This window comes from Paenibacillus sp. FSL H8-0079 (assembly GCF_037991315.1).
GTDB lineage: Bacteria > Bacillota > Bacilli > Paenibacillales > Paenibacillaceae > Paenibacillus.
The window spans coordinates 1,328,470-1,347,610 of the sequence record NZ_CP150300.1 but is presented as its reverse complement, the minus strand read 5'-3'; the positions used below and the strand labels follow the sequence as shown (position 1 = coordinate 1,347,610).

The 19,141-nt window shown below is 45.8% G+C and carries 20 protein-coding genes; 11 read left to right on the top strand and 9 right to left on the bottom strand.

The window, feature by feature from the left end:
• Window positions 1-316: 316 nt before the first annotated feature.
• Entirely contained in the window at window positions 317-2,056 is a 1,740-nt protein-coding gene (locus MHI06_RS05870; protein ID WP_340400802.1) for a methyl-accepting chemotaxis protein, read from the bottom strand.
• Window positions 2,057-2,262: 206 nt separating this feature from the next.
• A complete protein-coding gene (locus MHI06_RS05865; protein WP_340400801.1) occupies window positions 2,263-2,814 on the bottom strand; it encodes an undecaprenyl-diphosphatase in 552 nt (183 codons plus the stop codon).
• 184 nt (window positions 2,815-2,998) lie between these two features.
• On the opposite strand from MHI06_RS05865, the gene MHI06_RS05860 reads away from it, so the two are divergent.
• Window positions 2,999-3,994: an LCP family protein gene (locus MHI06_RS05860; RefSeq protein WP_340400800.1), complete on the top strand. Its 996-nt coding sequence runs from the start codon at window positions 2,999-3,001 to the stop codon at window positions 3,992-3,994.
• A 138-nt stretch (window positions 3,995-4,132) separates the two neighbouring features.
• Window positions 4,133-5,386 carry an acyltransferase gene (locus MHI06_RS05855; protein WP_340400799.1) on the top strand — a complete coding sequence of 418 codons (1,254 nt, stop codon included), beginning with the start codon at window positions 4,133-4,135 and terminating at the stop codon, window positions 5,384-5,386.
• Between the two features lie 37 nt (window positions 5,387-5,423).
• Here MHI06_RS05855 and MHI06_RS05850 read toward each other — a convergent pair whose 3' ends face one another.
• The gene (locus MHI06_RS05850) at window positions 5,424-6,161 is read right to left on the bottom strand and encodes a hypothetical protein (RefSeq protein WP_340400798.1); all 738 of its coding nucleotides are present in this window, start codon (window positions 6,159-6,161) and stop codon (window positions 5,424-5,426) included.
• 254 nt (window positions 6,162-6,415) lie between these two features.
• Between MHI06_RS05850 and MHI06_RS05845 the strand changes: the two genes are divergently transcribed.
• Window positions 6,416-7,363: a hypothetical protein gene (locus MHI06_RS05845; protein WP_340400797.1), complete on the top strand. Its 948-nt coding sequence runs from the start codon at window positions 6,416-6,418 to the stop codon at window positions 7,361-7,363.
• Window positions 7,364-7,417: 54 nt separating this feature from the next.
• Window positions 7,418-7,660: an NHLP leader peptide family RiPP precursor gene (locus tag MHI06_RS05840; RefSeq protein WP_211175595.1), complete on the top strand. Its 243-nt coding sequence runs from the start codon at window positions 7,418-7,420 to the stop codon at window positions 7,658-7,660.
• Between the two features lie 77 nt (window positions 7,661-7,737).
• Here MHI06_RS05840 and MHI06_RS05835 read toward each other — a convergent pair whose 3' ends face one another.
• A complete protein-coding gene (locus MHI06_RS05835; protein WP_340400796.1) occupies window positions 7,738-9,636 on the bottom strand; it encodes a HAMP domain-containing sensor histidine kinase in 1,899 nt (632 codons plus the stop codon).
• Between the two features lie 152 nt (window positions 9,637-9,788).
• Window positions 9,789-10,070: a hypothetical protein gene (locus MHI06_RS05830; protein WP_062832955.1), complete on the bottom strand. Its 282-nt coding sequence runs from the start codon at window positions 10,068-10,070 to the stop codon at window positions 9,789-9,791.
• Between the two features lie 145 nt (window positions 10,071-10,215).
• Here MHI06_RS05830 and MHI06_RS05825 point away from each other — a divergent pair, with 145 nt between their 5' ends.
• From MHI06_RS05825 to MHI06_RS05815, 3 genes are all read left to right on the top strand, one after another.
• Window positions 10,216-10,377 (top strand): hypothetical protein, encoded by a 162-nt coding sequence (locus MHI06_RS05825; RefSeq protein WP_017690239.1) that lies wholly within the window; start codon window positions 10,216-10,218, stop codon window positions 10,375-10,377.
• A gap of 121 nt (window positions 10,378-10,498) precedes the next feature.
• Window positions 10,499-10,870: a hypothetical protein gene (locus MHI06_RS05820; protein ID WP_145146336.1), complete on the top strand. Its 372-nt coding sequence runs from the start codon at window positions 10,499-10,501 to the stop codon at window positions 10,868-10,870.
• A gap of 39 nt (window positions 10,871-10,909) precedes the next feature.
• A complete protein-coding gene (locus MHI06_RS05815; RefSeq protein WP_340400795.1) occupies window positions 10,910-11,110 on the top strand; it encodes a hypothetical protein in 201 nt (66 codons plus the stop codon).
• 89 nt (window positions 11,111-11,199) lie between these two features.
• Here MHI06_RS05815 and MHI06_RS05810 read toward each other — a convergent pair whose 3' ends face one another.
• The gene (locus tag MHI06_RS05810; RefSeq protein ID WP_340400794.1) at window positions 11,200-12,414 is read right to left on the bottom strand and encodes an MFS transporter; all 1,215 of its coding nucleotides are present in this window, start codon (window positions 12,412-12,414) and stop codon (window positions 11,200-11,202) included.
• A 255-nt stretch (window positions 12,415-12,669) separates the two neighbouring features.
• Between MHI06_RS05810 and MHI06_RS05805 the strand changes: the two genes are divergently transcribed.
• The 3 genes from MHI06_RS05805 (at window position 12,670) to MHI06_RS05795 (ending at window position 15,079) form a co-directional block, all read left to right on the top strand.
• On the top strand, window positions 12,670-13,317 hold the full coding sequence (locus MHI06_RS05805; RefSeq protein ID WP_211175596.1) for a peptidylprolyl isomerase: 648 nt from the start codon (window positions 12,670-12,672) through the stop codon (window positions 13,315-13,317).
• A gap of 493 nt (window positions 13,318-13,810) precedes the next feature.
• Entirely contained in the window at window positions 13,811-14,074 is a 264-nt protein-coding gene (locus tag MHI06_RS05800; RefSeq protein WP_169480271.1) for a YqkE family protein, read from the top strand.
• 210 nt (window positions 14,075-14,284) lie between these two features.
• Window positions 14,285-15,079 carry an SDR family NAD(P)-dependent oxidoreductase gene (locus tag MHI06_RS05795; protein WP_340400793.1) on the top strand — a complete coding sequence of 265 codons (795 nt, stop codon included), beginning with the start codon at window positions 14,285-14,287 and terminating at the stop codon, window positions 15,077-15,079.
• Window positions 15,080-15,218: 139 nt separating this feature from the next.
• On the opposite strand, the gene MHI06_RS05790 is transcribed toward MHI06_RS05795, so the two are convergent.
• Window positions 15,219-15,980: a TIGR02206 family membrane protein gene (locus MHI06_RS05790; RefSeq protein WP_340400792.1), complete on the bottom strand. Its 762-nt coding sequence runs from the start codon at window positions 15,978-15,980 to the stop codon at window positions 15,219-15,221.
• Between the two features lie 231 nt (window positions 15,981-16,211).
• Here MHI06_RS05790 and MHI06_RS05785 point away from each other — a divergent pair, with 231 nt between their 5' ends.
• The gene (locus MHI06_RS05785; protein WP_340400791.1) at window positions 16,212-17,186 is read left to right on the top strand and encodes a ring-cleaving dioxygenase; all 975 of its coding nucleotides are present in this window, start codon (window positions 16,212-16,214) and stop codon (window positions 17,184-17,186) included.
• 114 nt (window positions 17,187-17,300) lie between these two features.
• On the opposite strand, the gene MHI06_RS05780 is transcribed toward MHI06_RS05785, so the two are convergent.
• On the bottom strand, window positions 17,301-18,008 hold the full coding sequence (locus MHI06_RS05780) for a hypothetical protein (protein WP_340400790.1): 708 nt from the start codon (window positions 18,006-18,008) through the stop codon (window positions 17,301-17,303).
• Between the two features lie 212 nt (window positions 18,009-18,220).
• Window positions 18,221-19,066, bottom strand: coding sequence for a hypothetical protein (locus MHI06_RS05775; protein WP_340400789.1), 846 nt, complete (start codon window positions 19,064-19,066; stop codon window positions 18,221-18,223).
• Between the last annotated feature and the right edge of the window lie 75 nt (window positions 19,067-19,141).

The window sequence follows — 19,141 nt, the reverse complement described above, 5'->3', positions numbered from 1 at the left end:
AATGTTCCGTATGCATTACTCTGGACTGCGAATGGTATCCGCTCCTCCCCATGGTGTAACTCCGTGTAACTTCCACCATTAATTACCATTATAGTCTTTTGTTTAACTTGCAATATAAGCGTTGGTGACTTCTAAAATAACATTGTTGTGACCTGCTCGGCATCATGCGACAAAAAAAGCTGCTTCTCTGACGCATATGCGTGTTAGAGAAACAGCTTCTTATCATTGCTATAACCAGCACCACAAACCAAATGACATTTCTGACCATCAGCCTGGGCATGCCTGCACATCACCATGTGTCAGGACATCTCATTGGTTACACTTTGAATTTGTTGATTTGCTCCTGCAGTTCCTCAGCCATCTTGGATAATGAACCTGCGGATGATGCAATCTCTTCCATCGAAGCCAGCTGCTGTTGGGTTGCGGCAGATACATTATGCACCCCGCCTGCTGCTTCTCCGGCAATGTTGGAGATCTGACTCACATATCCTACAACCTCAGTTGTACTCGCCGACATTTCCTCTGAACCTGCAGATACTTCCTGAATCTCACCCGCTACTTTGTTGACCGCATCCGAGATCTGTTCGAATGCTTGTCCTGCCGCAGTAACCATCTCGATTCCGGCTTCCGTCTCACTGCTGTTCACTTTAACAGCCTGAACAGCATGATCCGTATCTTTCTGAATCAATTGTACGAGATCCGTAATTCTTTGCGCAGAAGTGGAGGATTCCTCAGCCAGCTTCCGTACTTCTCCCGCAACGACGGCGAAACCACGTCCATGCTCTCCCGCTCGTGCGGCTTCAATGGCTGCATTCAGTGCAAGCAGATTGGTCTGCCGGGCAATGTTGTTGATCACCTCGGTAATCGTGCCAATCTCTGCTGAACGTTCTCCCAGCCCTGTAACCAGCTCTGTCAGCGAAGCAATGGAATTTCGAACAGAACCCATCTGTTCCACCGCTTGTTGAATAATCATGTTTCCTTCAGAAGATTGATTCGCCGCATCTACAGCCGATACCGATACACTCTGAGCAAGCTCGGCAATCTGTTCTGATCCGAGAGCCATCTCATTCATCGCCTGCGAAGAACGCTTCACAATATCCACCTGATCTGACGTGCCCACAGCCAGTTCCTCAACCGTTTCTGAAATCTGTTCCGAGGCTTGAGTGTTTTGCTCTGCACTTGCAAGAAGCTCTTCCGATGAAGCCGCTACCTGCTCAGAGGTTACTGACACCGATTCAATCATCGAGCGTAAATTGCCACTCATGGTATTGAAAGAAGCCGCCAGCGTTCCTAGTTCATCCCTGTTCTTCAGTACAATCGTCTCACCCGTCAGATCACCATTGGCGATAGCCATGGCTGCTTCATTCATTTTTTTGATTGGACGTGAGATGATGCTTGCAATGAAGAATGCAATAAATACTGCAACTAAGAATGCAAAAATGGTCACTGCCAAAATTACATTGAATGTATTCTCTGCCAACACAACAGATTCACTCGTTGCCGCTTCCGATCCTTCATTGCTCAAGTTAATCAACTGGGCAAGTGTGTCGTTAGCTGTGTACCACATTGGATAGGCCTCGGTATGAAGTCTACTGGCTCCCTCATAGTCGTTGTCCAGACCCAATTCGATGAATGCAGGCATTTTAGCCACATAGGCATCATAATTCGTACTGAAGTTCTCATTATATAACTTAAGTGCTTCTTCGCTGCCTGCAATGTATGTAAGCAACTGTTTGCGCTCATCCTCAATCTTGGTGAGAAGAAGCTGTAACGCTTCATTCATCTTGGTTGTTTCGTTTTCGTCCTGCTCAACAATAATTGCCAGCGCCAACCGCTCTACGTCGGAGACATCCCCATTCATCATGCCTAACAGGGTTACACTGGGCATCCAGGTCTGATCCACTTCATTCGCTTTACCTGACATATTGTGGATCTGTATTAACGCATAACTACTTACAATAATCAACAAAGCCACGACTATCAGAAAACCAGTCAGTAACTTGCCTCGAATCGTTAACTTCAATTTCCCCAACATGTTTCCCCGTGTTTCTTCCATGTGTCCCACTCCTCAAAATAATACATATTTATAGTATATCGACACCTATCGTCATGAATTGTAGATGTTAGAATTCTATTTCTATAAATTTCATGTAACTCCGCATATAACGCAAAAGAAGTCTCCCATCTTTGGCAGAACCAGAGATAAGAGACTTCTTTATTGAACAAAACCATCACGTCTTCGCCACACATTACGTTCAGACGCTAACGAAAAACACGTCGGTGTATGTTAATGAAGAAGTTGGGAATCGACTTGGTGTAATTGCGGGTCGTAATCAGAATTACACTGAGCAGACTGCCCAGAAGGAATCCGCCCAAAATATCTCCTGGATAATGCACACCTACATATACACGAGATACCCCTGTCAACACAGCAAGTAACAGCATCCATAACCCGAAGCGGCGTCCAATGAAGAATGAAGCAGCAGCAAGAGCAAATACAAAGGAAGCGTGCTTACTTGGAAAAGAAGGATCGGGTACATGGGCTACCAGCTGATGTACTGGCCCTTCCACAAAAGGCCTTGGATGGCCTACTGCTGGCGATATCCCCCATTTGGCCAACACTAGCGCCACGATGGACGCTACACAGGCATAGAAAACAATTCGCTGTTTCGATGGATCGCCGAGAAACCATACAATAACGAGCAGTGCGATCATGATCCAAACCGCATACTCGGAAGATGTAATCATAAACCAGTCCAGAAACGGAATTCGGTCTGCAAACTGATTGATCCAATTAAATATGGATTGATTCATAACTATCTTTTAATACCTCCATTACACAAAACAAGATTATTTTTTACATAATAAATATACACTAACTATTTGTCAAACAATCCACCTCTCGACCGAAGTTACGAAATCAAAGAGGACATTTTGCTTTCTTTTTGTTAAACTAGTTTGGGTTACATATCAGTTCAAACATAGAAAGGTGAAGATTATGCTTAAAAAATGGTTATGGGGTACAGCCCTGACCCTGGCACTTGCTGTCACAGGTGTCATTGTATATTACGGATATTCGATTGTTCATTTTGCCAATAGCATCTCAACTGCTTCCGGGACTTCATCCGATTCTTCCTCTTCGGGCACAGGCAGCGATTCAGACACTCCAACGACAACGATTCCCAGATGGGAGGGCCAGGAACGGGTAAACATACTATTGCTTGGTGGAGACTCCAGAGGTGATGATGCAGGACGTTCAGACTCGGTCATGGTCGCTTCCATTGATCCGGTCACCAAGAAAGCCCACCTGTTCTCCGTACTGCGTGATACCTATGTCGCGATTCCCGGGCATGGCAAGAGCAGGCTTAATGCAGCCTTTTCCTACGGAGGTGCGGAGCTGACCAAACAAACCGTCAGTAATCTGCTCGGCATTCCCATTCAGCATTATGTCTACACAGACTTTACAGGTTTCATGGCACTCGTTGATGCGGTAGGCGGTATTGAGATTGATGTGGAGAAAGACATGTATTACACTAGCAAAGCGGATAAACATATGTACGACATTGATTTGAAAAAAGGATTGCAACATATGGACGGCAAGACCGCCCTTCAATATGTTCGGTTCCGGCATGATGCCACCTCGGATTTTACGCGTACCGAACGGCAGCGGATCTTCATGACTGAGCTGGCAAAGAAGATGCAGAGCACCACGTCGCTCTTCAAAATCCCGGATATCCTGGAAGCCATCGCTCCCTATATTGAGACGGACCTTAGTCCAACCCAGATGTTAAAACTCGCATCACTAGGCTTCGATATCCATGTGAACGATATCGATCAACAACAGATCCCACCGAACAAGCTGCTCACCAATGAACTCGTTGGCTCAGCTCAGGTACTGGGTGTTGATGTAACCAAACTCCAGTCCTATATTCAGAAACTGTTTGAAGAAGATGCCACGTCCTCCGAGACTCCATCATCAGAAGAGCAGAACTAAAACAAGCATGAATTATATCAACAGAAAAGACGGCCGAAGCCGTCTTTTTTTGTACCTATTTTCTCCATTTAATGCAGCCTTAATGTTTAACAGGTACCCTTATATGATGAACTCCGGTTCCTGGAGGGAGGATTACATGTGAAAAAACCGCGCATAGCGGAATGGACCGAGCTGCGGGGCATTGCCTTTCTGGCGATCGTCATGCAGCATAATATCGCTGAGTATATCTATCGTGCCGATATTGAGCAGCCGGATTCCATTATGCTGACTATGATTTATCATCTGACCCGATTCGGTACGCCAACGTTTGTATTTCTATCAGGTGTAATGCTGTTTTACCATCACCGTAATACCAAACCGGAATATCCTCGCTTCATTCGAAAGCGATTTGGCGATATCTATATGCCGTTTGTCGTATGGACACTCATCTACTGGCTTTCTGTCCGTATCTTTACCCCCCAGTTCTGGCTTGCAGGCATACCGGACTTTCGCAGTCTTGTCCGTGAACTGTTTGTCCCGCAGACGGGATATCATCTCTGGTTTGTCATTATGGTGTTTCAGTTCTATATTCTGTTTCCCTTGTTCCTGGCGGGAGCGAAAGCCATTCAGAAGCGTATTCAGAACGCCTCACGTTTCACGCCCATGCAAGTCATTATGGCGCTAATTCTCTTTGCAGCAGCATTCTACGCCCTGCTTATGAAATGGTCCTACTATAATATGGGTGGCTGGACAGAATCACTTTCTGAGCCCTGGTCCGCGTTGCTGCAATATCGTTCCTATTCATGGATCATGTACTGGTTCTACTTTTTACTGGGTGCCGTGTGTGCCTGGTCAGTGGATAGCTGGAGGAGTTGGAGCACGAAGATATTGCCATGGACGATCTGTATGTTTATAGGGATGTACATTTGGCTTGGATACGATGTGCTGCGTGGGTCCGGGGATGTTGTTAATTTGAATATCTCTACTTATTTGAAACCAACCACATTCCTCATCATTATGGCTCAGATGCTCATGTTGTATGGTTTCCTTGTACTGATGCAGGGAAAAGATACACGGTTTCAGCGCCTGTTATCCTGGATTGGCCGCTATTCATTTGGCGGGTATCTGGTTCATGCACTGGTGATCTACGCGATCGCTTACGTTACGAGACCGCTTCAACTCAGTGGATGGCATCTGCCTGTAACATTGCTCTCGTTCCTTGTGACGGTTGGTATAGCCCTTGCGATCAGTTGCACACTATCCAAACTTCCTGGCTCCCGCTTCACGGTAGGGTTAATGCGTAAACCACGTTTAAGCCCCAATTCATCTGCTGCTGCGGACAAAAGAAATTCACCTGACCGAACTCCGTCACCCCGCCACACTCGTAGTCCGGGAACGAGTGAGACATTATGAACCAAGAAGAGCGTCCCCCTTATGGAGACGCCCTTCTTTATTTTACTTCGGTCGAAGTGGATCGTCCGGGAACAGGCTCTTGGTGACCTGGGGCTGGATGCGCATTGCCCTTCTGATTCACAAACCTCTTCAGATCACCCGTCAATTGTTCCTTCAGCTTGTCCACCAGCTGTGTCTCGCTAATGCCTTTTGCCTGAGCAATCTCAGCCAGGGACTTCCCTCCCTGAAGCTGCTCATGCAGTTGAGCAGGTGTAACTCCAATAAAACGGGCAATTTCGCCCTTATCTACCATGGAACGTTTGCCATGGTGGGCAAACTCACGCCGCAAATCGCGAAGCGGGGTATTGATGACCTTTTTCAACTTGGTATCCATGTCTGCCTTGGTAGCTGCTGCTTGTTCCTTGGTGAGACAACCTTCTTCTACGGCTTGATCCAGACGCTGCGCCAATGTAGGCTTCAACTTCTGCAGTAACTGCTCCTCACTAAGTCCTTTACGCTCTTTGGCAATCTGGGACAACGTCTTGCCCAGCTCCATCTGTGCTTTCAGATCCCGAAGACCAATCCCCAGCAGGTCTGCCGTTTCACCGATCATAAACAAACCGTGTCCTGCCTGCATGCATGGTTTTGCTTGTTTAGCGGACGAAGAAGCTTTAGATGCATCGTTATGTTCCTCAATCCGAAGTGCTGGATCAGCGAATGCCACATGCCCAGTTCCTGCTGTTATGACTATAGCTGCCAATCCGGCTGCTATCCATGTTTTACATTTCATGTTCATTTTTCTGCCGCCTTTCCGATGTCGAAATCCTATGCCTCCCTAGTTTGAGCCTAAAATCCACTTTTTTATGCCATAAAATACAAAAAGTCATCATTTTTCTCACAATTGATCACAAAAAATCCTATTTTTTTCAGTTTATTTCCGCTATACTGAGTGTAACTTCATGATCTATATCAGTTGAACTACATATTATTTACACTGATATAGTTGAACAGTCCTGAATCACCTTATCGCAGGAAGGACGATATGTAACGATGCGAAGAGAATGGTTAGATCCGTTTAGATCCGATCTGGAGATCGTGTTTGCTTCAGCGGAACAACTCGTACGGAAATATCCCGAACCCTTGTCAGGATATGCATTGAAACAACTGTATTCGGTTAATCCGCTGTTACGAGATTCAGGACACAGTTACATCGGGTACATCATTCCACTCTGGATGCAACACTCAGACAAACTACCCCAAGAAAAAGCACACCAATTAAGTACAGCCTGCCTCATTCACATGTTATATTTTCTGAATCAGGACGACGTAATGGATGAACAACCTGAGGATGCCACATGGAAATTATCCGTGGGTAATTTATATTACATGGATGCACTTCAATCTTACTCGGAATTATTCGATCCTTCCTCCACATTCTGGATCTATTTCAGACAATATGTCGTGGATTGGGCCGTAAGTGTAACGGGTGAGCATTCCATTGATTATTTTCAAAAGAGTCCCTTGTTGATTGCGCAAAAGGCTGCTCCTCTGCTCATTGGAGCTACGGGTGCACTGCTTCTGCAAAAACAGTCCGACCGGATAATCCCGGTGTGTTCTGGCATCAATATCACACTCATGACACTCCAGATGACCGATGACTTCACAGACACGCAACAAGATGCTGTGCATGGAAACTACAACAGCTACCTCTCCCACATATCCGAAGCACTGAATCACAACTATCCCGCTCATCCTCTTAGCGAACGTATACATGACAATGTATACAATACACAACTCATGAACTCTTACGTAGACATTGCTTATCAATATAATCGTATATTAACATCATCTAACTCAGGTATATCGCATCTTGAGACGTTTAATTCCTATTTATACAGTACTTTAGTACAAGCTATTCAGGACATTACACAACGGAAGAAACAGCTCCTCCAAGGCGGGTTTCATCACTGGATCAGCGAGCAACAGTTGGAATCCTGAGCACAAGGATGAAGCTGATTCAGTTTAATTTTAAATATGAAGGGAATGTTGACGATGATGGTATCAGAGAAAACGTTGCATGAGGATATTATTGAAAAGGCTTGGAGTGACGAGCACTTCAGACAACAATTGCACTCCAATCCGAAGCAGGCGCTTCGTGAAGCGTTCGGCATCGTAATTCCGGAGCACATTCAGGTACGTACCGTTGAGGAGCAGCAGAATGACTATGTTCTTGTCATACCTCCCAACCCTTCCAAAGTAAATTATGATGTGAATTGTGGACCTTGGAGAAGTTAAATCGGGTGAGCTAGTCTTGTAATGTAAGACATCAGGGGTAGGAACAAAAAAAGCGGTTGTATCCTTCTGTGAGTCCGTCATTCGACGAACTCGGTGAAAGATACAACCGCTTCTGTTCCTACCCCTTTGGTGCTTGTAAAGCTGATCTGTCCTTGCATCGCTTCAACAATGCGGAAAGTCACCATCATGCCGAGGCCTGTGCCTTTGATTTTGTTGGAGAAATAAGGCTCGCCCAACCGGGAGAGTGCTTCCTCGTCCATTCCTTCTCCGTTATCCCTGACATGCACCTTAATCATTCCATCCTGCTTATACGCCCAGATATCTATCTGGCCTTGTCCCTGCAGAGCTTCAATACTGTTCTTGATAATATTGATAAAAGCTTGCTTGAACTTCGAGGAATTGCCCCGAATATATAGATCTGGCGGAATGTCGGTGGTGATTTTACCACCTTCGAGATTAGCCATCGGTACAAGAATACCTTCGATATGATTGAATTCATCCGAGATATTGAGCGAGATAATGTGGTCAAACTCAGGTTTGGCAAAGGTAAGAAAGTCCGTAATGATGCCGGAAGCCCGATCAAGTTCTTCCAACGCAATTCGAACATACCCCTTATTTTTGTTGTCTTCCTGTTCTGTCATGAGCTGAAGGAACCCTCTTGTCACCTGAAGCGGATTACGTACTTCATGGGCAACGGAAGCAGCCAGTTCGCTAATAATCTCCATCTTTTCAGATCGCTGCAACTCGTTGTTGAACAACTCCAGTTCTTTGGAGTACTCTAGCACTTTGGTATGTTTTTCAGCAAAACGACTTCCGAGAATGGCAATCAACGAGATCACAAATGCAACCATCGACCATTTCCACCATAAAAGATGATATGAACCACTCCGCTGATAGTACCACAACAATTCAGCCACACTGATCAAGGCAAATGTACCGAATCCTGTCGCAAGCAGCATCGCTTCCCGGTTTCGTTGTAGCGCTTTGGCGATGGTACCAACCAACAGAATTGTCAGCAGGATGACAAGCACCATGCCAACCACACGCTGTACGAGCAGATTGTAGAGGAACTCCCATTGTCCGCCTGAAGTAACATAGATAAATAGAGAAAACACAGCAACAACTGAATATATGAATTGTATTTTTCGTAGTTTGGTGAAGATTCCATGCAGACCTGGCCCGATAATCTGTTCAAAGAAATAACAGAGCGCTGGCATACCCAATAGCATCGCCAGATCAAAGACTACCGAATACAGGTCACCATATACCTGGTAGAACGTATATAAAAATTGCGAGTACGTGATGATCATCGTGCCGATGGAGCCCATCACGATGCATAGCGAGATCCACAACCCCTTGTGGAATTTGCCCAGAAAGAACGTACAACTCAGCATCGTAATCGCTGTGAAGACAAAAGTCGCGCCCAAGATGACATCAATAAGCCCGTTATGGATATATTTCTCCTGTAAAGCGGCATACGGTCCAACTTGAACGGTACCTTGTATGCCCAAACGGCCTTTCTCATTTTGCGACCATACATAGAGCGTGTCACCTGAATTCTCATTGGATAAGGGCAGCAACACAGCATTATTATCATAATTGTAATGGTAGTTCTCGTAGACCTTGCGGTCCTCCAGATAGATCACAATATGATTGCCTTTAATGTTCTCGAATCGAATGGCTGAACTTTCCTCAGTCAATACAGGGATGGTCAGGCGAGTCCATAAGGAGCTCGATCGATCTGTACTGCTATACTCTAACTTATCGACACCCTGCTTTTCCCATATCTCGTCTGCTCCCTTAACTTCACTGATGAACCCCTGATCGTCAACGTTCCCCCATTTTACTTCCCATCCTGCAATGGATACAGGCTGTTGAACCTCTCCTGTAGTTGCAAAGACTATCCCATGCGGCATACCTAGAATAATCAATACACTCATCCATAAGATGACGATAGCTTTGGGCACATTTTTCATTCACAGCACCTCAAAGTTCTAATTTTCCCTATCTTAGATTCTCTCATCTATCATTCGCCACCGTTTGTCACGTCACCTTCTTGAGATAAAATGAAATTCACATTTAAGTCGATTTATAGTTTTATTTCCATTTTATTGTTAAAATCATTCAATCAATCACGCAGATCTTCGAACTGATTCTCTATCATTTCACGTTCCTTCTGTTCAACTTGACTGCGGAATTCAAGCCACTGCTCTGTTTCTTCATCATCATAGATGGTCCATATATCAGAAAAAAGGAAATCCCTTAGCTGGACAACTTGCCCGGACCATATACCGCCTACCCAAAACAACCCATCCGGACGACGGATGACGGTACGGGAGAACCCGGGTGTGGACGCCTTTTGCCCAATACGGATGCGTGTGATCATATTGCCCAGTGTGAACCAGTCCACTTGAAATCCCTCCCTTACATATTCATACTTCATCATAACATAGCCAAAAGAGGAAAAGCTGTAAAAACGGTAGCTGCGATTCAATCCGTTGCTTCGGGTGTAATGGTTTCTCAAAGCAAACACACACCCTAAGGAGATGATTCCAATGAATGAGCCACATCGTACGGTTGAGGTGGAACATAAGGATGTTCAGCATAAATCAGATTCAAGTATGGTCGCTTCCACATTTATTAAATATGCCGCGTATATCATTATCTTTTTTGGATTCTTATACTTCTTGGTCAAGTATGTATTTCCCAAATTCTAAGGCATTCATATCGTAGCAAACACCCGGGGATAATAACCTGTGCAAGATTACAACGTTAGCGCTTTGGGTAACTACGGGGTAAGAAGCTTTTGAGAAACCGAGATGAAAGGAAGTGCTACTCATGTCTGACAAACCGATCAGTAACGAAGAGAGCGACCGCTATTATGACCGTTACCAAAGGTCCCGCGATATTCCACCAGAGACGGAAGTTCCAGAAGGCGATATGGACACCTTTGATGAAGTTTCGGGTAGACGAATTGTAACGGAAGATTCGGATCTGGCACCCGTAGCCGCAACCGCTGTGGACGAGCCGGAATTGGATTCACGTTTGGCTGAGACACCGCTGGAATCTGTACCGGATGCAGATCTTCTGCAACCCAACAGTCCGGTTGATCCTGCTGCACCCGATCCGGATGCATTGCATGGTACCGATCTGCTCAATGGTGCTGGTGCGGATGCCAAGCCGGAGAACGACATTCCACCGCGACGCTAACGGCTGTGATGACATCCTGAACGAGGAGGTGCATACACGATGAAGGAAGATCACCACAAGCATGTGCATGAACCGGATAATCTCGTGACCGAACGGGATATTGATCCAGACTTTGGACTCTTCACTGAGGACTCCTTCCCCGAAGCACTTGAGGATGAGGATCAACGCGATGCGGTTGAGCATGCCATTCCTAAAGAGAAGGCTTCCCGTAAGCCCTCTTCGGACAACCAATCAATATAGATCCGTATAGACCTAAAAAAGATGACGTCTGTAACAACAGCGTCATCTTTTTCGTTCTTTTTTAGTTCACTTTCTATTCGCACTTCAGCTCACCGTTTAGCGGGAACCTTACTTGCCACGGGCAGTTTGTGATCCAATCCCGACCACTTCGCCACAATCGCAGTGATTAACAACGCAACTCCGTTAATGATAAAAATCCAGCGAATCGGCAGCCAGCCGCCGAGAACACCACCAATGATTGGCCCCGCCATCGTCCCGATCTGGGCAGCGGACTGATTCAAACTAAAGGCCCTGCCTCTAAAACTAGATGCAGTAGCCTGCACAATCATGGCGTTAATCGCCGGAAATACAGCCGCAAAGAATAAACCATATACAAATCGCAATACGCCAAATCCGATATAACCTGTTGTAAAGAACTGTAGAAGATTGCCTACAGCCCCACCAACCAGTCCAATGATCAGCACTTTACCGTATCCAATCCTTGAACCAATCTTGCCCCAACGCGGTGCCATAATAACTGTTGCTACTCCTACCGCTGAGAAAATAATACCTGAGCTGAGTGAGGCGCGATCAGGCTGTATACCCATCTCCATCACGTAGACCGTCAATAGTGGCTCCAGAATCATGACGGAGAATGTACATATGCCCATCATGCCAAGCACCGTCATAAACAAGCGATTCGCTCTCGCTTCACGAATGTCATCCATGACGTGGGAACGCGCCTTGTTCCGGTTGAAGTTCTCTTCTTTTACCCAGAAGGTTGCGATGATCGCAGAGACCAGCACTACAATGGCCGAAAACAAAAATGCATTCCGGTTCCCATAATAATGGCTCACCACGCCACCGATTAACGGTCCGATAATACCACCTGTGGCTCCCGCAGTAGACATGATGCCCAGTGCATACCCCGTCTTCTCTTCAGGTGTATTCGTGCCCACAAGAGCAATCGCCGCTGGAACAAACCCTGCAAGCAGGCCCTGGAACAATCGAACAACAATCAGCGAATAGGGGTCCTGCACGAAATAATTGATTAAATATAAGACGGCAAGACTGTATCCTGACCGGATGAGCATGGGCTTGCGCCCGTATTTGTCAGCCAGTGATCCCCAGAACGGTGACACGAGCGCACTCGCAAGAAATGTAATGCCGAAAGCCAGTCCCGCCCATAACTCCAGATGATCACGAACCCCCAGATCGGAACTTAGAAACAGGGGTAGAAATGGAATAGAGATCGAATACGCGGTGCTGCAAAAAAATACACCAATCCATAAAATCACCAGATTGCGCTTCCACGAGAAGTTCATATACCCGCACGCCCTTTCCGTTACTGACGTCGGGACTGCCGTGTATTGGAGCGGACGGAACAGACCCGTCGTCCCCGATGCGGAAGCATTTTCCTTATTTTACACCCATGATTCCACGAAGACCATCCCTTGTTCACCACAACCACACGTATTGCATTGCCATCCTGTCCATAAAAACGGTATGATAGTTGGGTAAATATCCAAATATGATTTGGAGAAAATATATAATGCAGAGATGCAAGGAGGAACGTTTTCATGTCTTTACGGTGGAGAAAAAACACTGTGGTTTCGCTGGTTCTCGCGATGCTGCTTATCGTCATTAGTGGTTGTGGACGCCCTTCCAGTGGCGCTACGGAAACACCGGCTCCTGTTGAACCAACGGGCCCTAATCCGGTAGCTACCATTGAAATGGCGGATGGACAGAAAATCGTCATCGAGCTATATCCGGAAATTGCCCCCAATACGGTGAACAATTTTATTTCACTAGCGAACCAGGGCTTTTATGACGGCCTGATCTTTCACCGGGTCATTCCCGGCTTTATGATTCAGGGTGGTGATCCAGATGGCAACGGTTCAGGAGGCCCTGGATACACGATTAAGGGTGAATTTACATCTAATGGTCACAAAAACCACCTGAATCATACGCGTGGGGTTATCTCCATGGCGCGTACAAATGATTTGGATTCTGCTGGCTCCCAATTCTTCATTATGCTAGCTGACGCGGATTACCTGGATAACGCATATGCCACCTTTGGCAAGGTAACAGAAGGTATGGAAGTCGTTGATGGTATAGCAGCTCAAGAAATAGGTGGAGCTGACAAACCGGTTGCCGATCAAGTCATGAAAAAAGTTACGGTAGATACCCATGGTCTGGAGTATCCAGAGCCGGTAAAAGTGCCTTAATCAGCTGCTTAGCCAAACAGATGAAACCTCATTTTTATATCTCATTAATGAGTTAATGAACTGCTAAACAAATAAAAGCTCTGACCTATGCGAATGTCGCAAGGCAGAGCTTTATTTATTGAATTTAATGATAGCGGTTACATAACTAACTTTATAAAAAAGGACCTCTTCTGGCATCATCCTCAATACATCCATCCCATCAAACGTAACCAGCCGATAATCGCAATCCATAACGGGAAGCTAAAGGCAACGCCCCATGCAAGCCCTTTCAGTAAACTACGGTTTACTTCCACGAACAACGACTCCTTTCTTCAGGGAATAGTCGCAGTATCGGTATTATTATATGATTTTATACCCGTTTTCATTCGTCACGCATACCCCGTTTTCCTGCTTTTGTTCCGCAGATTCATGGAATGAATTCCGGGAACCTGATATACTATGACTACTGTATGATAAATGGAACCTGATTCATGTTTGGAAAGGAGATTTTCCTATGGCAAAATCCAAAAAACGCACTCCTGCACCCAAAGCAGCAGTAGCACAGGATAAACCCACAACACTGAAAGATCTACTTAGCAGTGATGTGTTAGAGAAGCTGAAAGCTCAGGCAGATGAGGCAAAAGCTGCCGAAGCAGCAGTTAAAGAGCAGGAACGTCAGCAAGCAGAAGAAGCTCGCCAAGCGGAGCAAAAGCGCCGGGATAACGACTTCGAATATTTGCTCAATAACAGCACAATAGACTGGAAGAAACATAAGTAAGTATTGGGCATGACCTGAATGAGAGTTTCCCACCATTCACATGCCAAAATAATATGACAGCAGACAGATCATGAAGATGATCTGCTCCCAGAACAGGGCCGCGTTGCGGGCCTGTTTTTTTGATATAGACACATATTGATTCACCAGTCTTGAGCCGGGTATGTAGAAGTAGAAGGTACAACGATAATCTATACGATGGAGGGATCAGAGATGACAGAACAACGTTTGGAAGGCAAAGTAGCGATTGTAACCGGAGGTGGATCGGGTATTGGTCAGGCTACCGCCATTCGTTTCGCCGAGCACGGAGCCAAAGTGTACATGCTGGATCGTACACCCGAAAATGCAGAGGAAACGAAACAGACCATTGAAAAGGCTGGCGGAGAAGCGTATGTGATCGAATGTGATATCTCTAAACCGGACAATGTGCAGAAGGCGATCAATCAGGCTGCGACTGAAGCAGGTAAACTGGATATCATATTTGCGAATGCTGGCATTAATGGAACGATGGCCCCGATTGAAACGATGGAAATCGAGGACTGGGACCAGACGATGGAGATCAATATGCGCGGAACCTTCGCAACCGTCAAATATGCCATCCCCCATCTGAAAGAACATGGCGGCAGTATCATTATTACCAGTTCCATCAATGGTAACCGGGTCTTCTCAGGTATCGGGTTCTCTGCATACGCTTCCAGCAAAGCGGGACAAACTGCGTTTACCAAGATGGCTGCACTGGAGCTGGCTCGTTATAAGATCCGTGTAAACGCCGTCTGCCCAGGTGCCATCGATACCAACATTGATGATAATACCTATCCGTCAGATGATCTGAAAGAAGTACAGATTCCCGTTGAATTCCCTGAAGGTCATGAACATCCGCTTAAGGGTGAACCCGGAACGTCCAAGCAAGTTGCGAACCTCGTTCTGTTCCTCGCTTCCGATGAAGCCTCTCATGTTACGGGTACACGAATCTACGTGGATGGTGCGGAATCTCTGCTCCGTGGATAAAAATATAAATAAGCGTTGGCCCCCATTCAGGGACAACGCCCAAACATCCCGCTAGCGATCTGATCCGTTCAGATTACTGCGGGATGTTTTATTTATAAAGAATAATGATACGACACAGTCGCAACTACAAGGATCACCACTATACCGAGGAGCTTTTACCTTTTTTCACACGATGATTCAAACGGTCTGGGATGGCGAAAAGCACAATGTACATCAGCGAGAACAAGACCAGCGCCAGTATCTCTTCCCCAAGGATATACACGGGATAAGGACCTAGCATATCCAACACCGAGGGTGTACTCGGCTTGTATCTCAAGAACATGTAATTCGCATCAAGCAAGACATCCACAACGTATACAATGAGTGCCGCTACATTAACAAAGATCATCGAACCCGCCACAGATCTCCAGCTAGGTCGCAGTTGTTCCACCCACGTCATGTAGAGTAAAGCCAAAATGATACAGGCATGAGCGACGAAAAATTGAATGAATCGAAAGTGCGCGTAACCATAACCCAGATTTGGCGTCAGAATAGCCATAAGGGCTCCTGCGATGCCTGCGAATAACAGTGCAGAATGTAACCAACGACTGCGTGTGAGTAATAATACCCCCGATAATAACAAAGACAAACTGCATAGTTCGAGTGGCAAAGACGTCTGCAGGCTCCATATCCCTCCATACATATACCAGAGTTGCAGCACAATTTCACAAGCGAACATGATACAGGCTAGAACAATCCGCAGTGTGCGGCGTGTCCTCTCTGACCATGACCGAAGATGGTGTCGAAGCAAAAACATCAGGAGGATCAATGCTGTAATTAAGCTAATGGAAACGATATGTGAAGTGGAGAACAGAATAAACGGCTCTGCATCATAAGGGTCCAGCCATGGTGGATACGCCATACATCTCTTCTCTCCTTTGCGATCATCTCACCAACATTATCTTTCTTTAATGTTAACTTTTTCATTTTGCCATTGAATGAAAGAGCTGTCCAGTTGGAATTCTAAATAAGCATTGTAATTTAAATATCTTTATGTTAAGATAATTTCAGAACCAAAACAAACTAAAAGTTAGTAACTTTCTTAACCGAAATAAAATATACCGTACTCAAAACCTAACTAGGAGGAATTATTATGCAAATCAAAGGACTTCACCACGTATCTGCCCTAACAGCACATGCCGATCAGAACTATCGTTTCTATACCAACATCATGGGTCTGCGCTTGATCAAGAAAACAGTCAACCAGGACGATGTGTCCGTCTACCATCTCTTCTATGGCGATGAGAAAGGTAATCCAGGTACCGAGCTTACCTTCTTCGAAATTCCGATGGCAGGACAGACTCGTGAAGGCGTGAACAGCATCTCAGCAACGTCACTGCGTGTGCCAAATGATGCTGCACTTACCTACTGGCAGCAACGTTTTGACGAATTCGAAGTTGTTCATGGAGAGATTGTTGAACGCGGTGGTCGTGCCACGCTCTCATTCACGGACTTTGAAGGACAACGTTTGATTCTGGTTTCGGATGAAAACAATACAGGTGTCGCTGGTGGTAAACCATGGGATCAGAGCCCTGTGCCTGCCGAGTATGGCATTGTAGGTCTTGGCCCTATCCATCTCACGGTACAAGACGCCTCCCTCACTGCTCCGGTTCTCACCGAACTGCTTGGTTTCAGAGCAAAAGGAAGTTACCCTGCCTTTACTCCAGGTCAACCTGATGTACTGGTCTTTGAGTCAGGCGAAGGGGGCAGCGGCTCCGAGGTGCATCTTGAAGAACGTAACGATCTTGCACAAGAACGCCCTGGACGTGGCAGCGTGCACCATGTTGCGTTCCGTGTGGACAATGAGGAAGAACTCAGACAATGGGTGGAACGCGTTCATAACTTCCAATTCCCAAGCTCCGGTTTTGTAGACCGCTTCTACTTCCGCTCCCTGTATTTCCGTGAAGCGAACGGTATTCTGTTCGAGCTGGCAACCGATGGTCCGGGATTTGATACAGACGAAGAATTGGCACATCTGGGAGAATCACTTGCCTTGCCGCCATTCCTCGAAGGTCGCCGTGCCGAGATTGAAGCTAATCTTAAACCGCTAGACACCGTCATCCGTTAATTTCACATGACCAACGTGGTTTAAACTGAATAAACATAAAAACGATTATCACAATGTGTGTGATGGACTTGATCCAGCAACATCATCGTTGATAATCGTTTTTTTACGTCTATTTTATTTAACCAAATACGATGTTGTAAGCGGCACAAACAGCGATGAGCCCGGATCTTCTGTGACAATCTCAACAAAGATAGCCTCCGTGCCTGATACATCCACGTCCAGACTTACCAAGCCGCTTCCCGGTGCTATACTCAGCTTTTTGAGAACCGTATTGTCCTGGTTAATTACATGTACCTCCTGATTACCTTGAAGAGCGGCCAGTTCCAGATGCAGGGAAGAATACGTTTTACCCGTCATGATCTGGAAGTCATCCCCTTGCTTCACGGAATCCGTATGCAGATATACATCTTTATAATCCTTGCCTTTGTAAGTGGTCTCCGCAGGATCTTTAGTATGCCATGCGGATGTCCCAAGTACAGATGTTCCGAGTGAACTGAGCGTCAGTTTATCGGTTTCAGATGGCGAGGAACCATTATTCCCACCAATCAACACCGAAGAGGTTGCACTGTCATAAGTGATCTCTGTCCCAAGTAATGAACCCACCGCACGCACAGGTAAATAAGTCGTCCCATTGTACGTGATGGGCAACACTGTTTTACCATTTGCATCTTTGGCTGTCACCGTAGCACCATTCATTTTCAGCGTAATCTTGTTGTTCAAATAAGCTTTAATTGGTTCCAGCCCTGTTGCTGCGAGTGCACCTGTCCCGATTCCAAGCGTTAATGTGCCTACCATCAAACCCAGTACAACCTTCTTCTTCATCAAAATCCCTCCTGAACGTTAAATGAGTTGTCCTTTATACATTTAAACGACTAAAGTGATCATGTCAATTATTCCCTGCATTTTTAGTACACATTTCCTATGTCTGGGCAGCACAAAACGAGGCTGTATGTCACGTTTTTTTCAGCCTCGTCCTTTTCCCCATTGTCCGCAAAGGCAGAAAGGAGATATTCTGTTCAACTGTTCACTAAATCTCAATCAAAGGATTCATAATATTCTTCTTCATATATTTCCATGCTGTACTTCAGATCTGCGGCCTTCCATTCGCCATCTTGATACGCATAAGCAAATGTCAGATCACCAGCGTATAGACCCAAACCATAAGATCCTGCTGCTGATACGACAAGCTTACCATCCTCCACACTGTAATACGTCACTCCACCGAATCCCAACTCTTTGTTATATTCGCCACCACTTGTGTCTTCCTCGATCCGTGAAGGCTCTGCTTGTAGGCCATCAACGGTGACATCAACATCCACACGGTCTGATCTAACCGTAACTTTCGACTGCACATGCTGCTTCACGATCTCATCGAGAGATTGCATCTTCATCTCTTCCAGCGTTACCGGATTAATAATACGTGCTTGTCCCAAATAAATACCTGTTCCATGACCTTCCGTGTACAGAACAACAATCTCTTTCTGGCCGTCTCCGTTCAGATCCAGCTCGTGTACTTCGGGCTTGTAAGACCCGCCTTCTCCTTGCCAATCACTAAATTCTCGCGTCTTGCCGTCCACTTCCAAAATCATTCCGTTATATATATATCCTGAACCCTCAACTTTCATAGGGTATAATCTGATATTCTCATTTTCCGATGCAACTGAAACGTACTGCTCTTTAACAGGAATCGATTCTTGAATTGTATTCGCTGCGTCATGCATTTTATCTATATTGGAAGCCTCGACCACTTCGGTCTGGCTGGATTGATCATCTATGTTAAGCTGTTTTTGCGATTCATTCATGGTTCTGGCAGCTGAAGTTGTACTAATCGTAGCTACCGCCAAAATAATCATCAGCAGGATACCTGTCCAAGTTTTCAATATACTGGGCTCCTTCTTCTGTTGTGATAATCCTATTATATCTTCATTTATCGCCTGCAAGTTGCGAATTTGTTA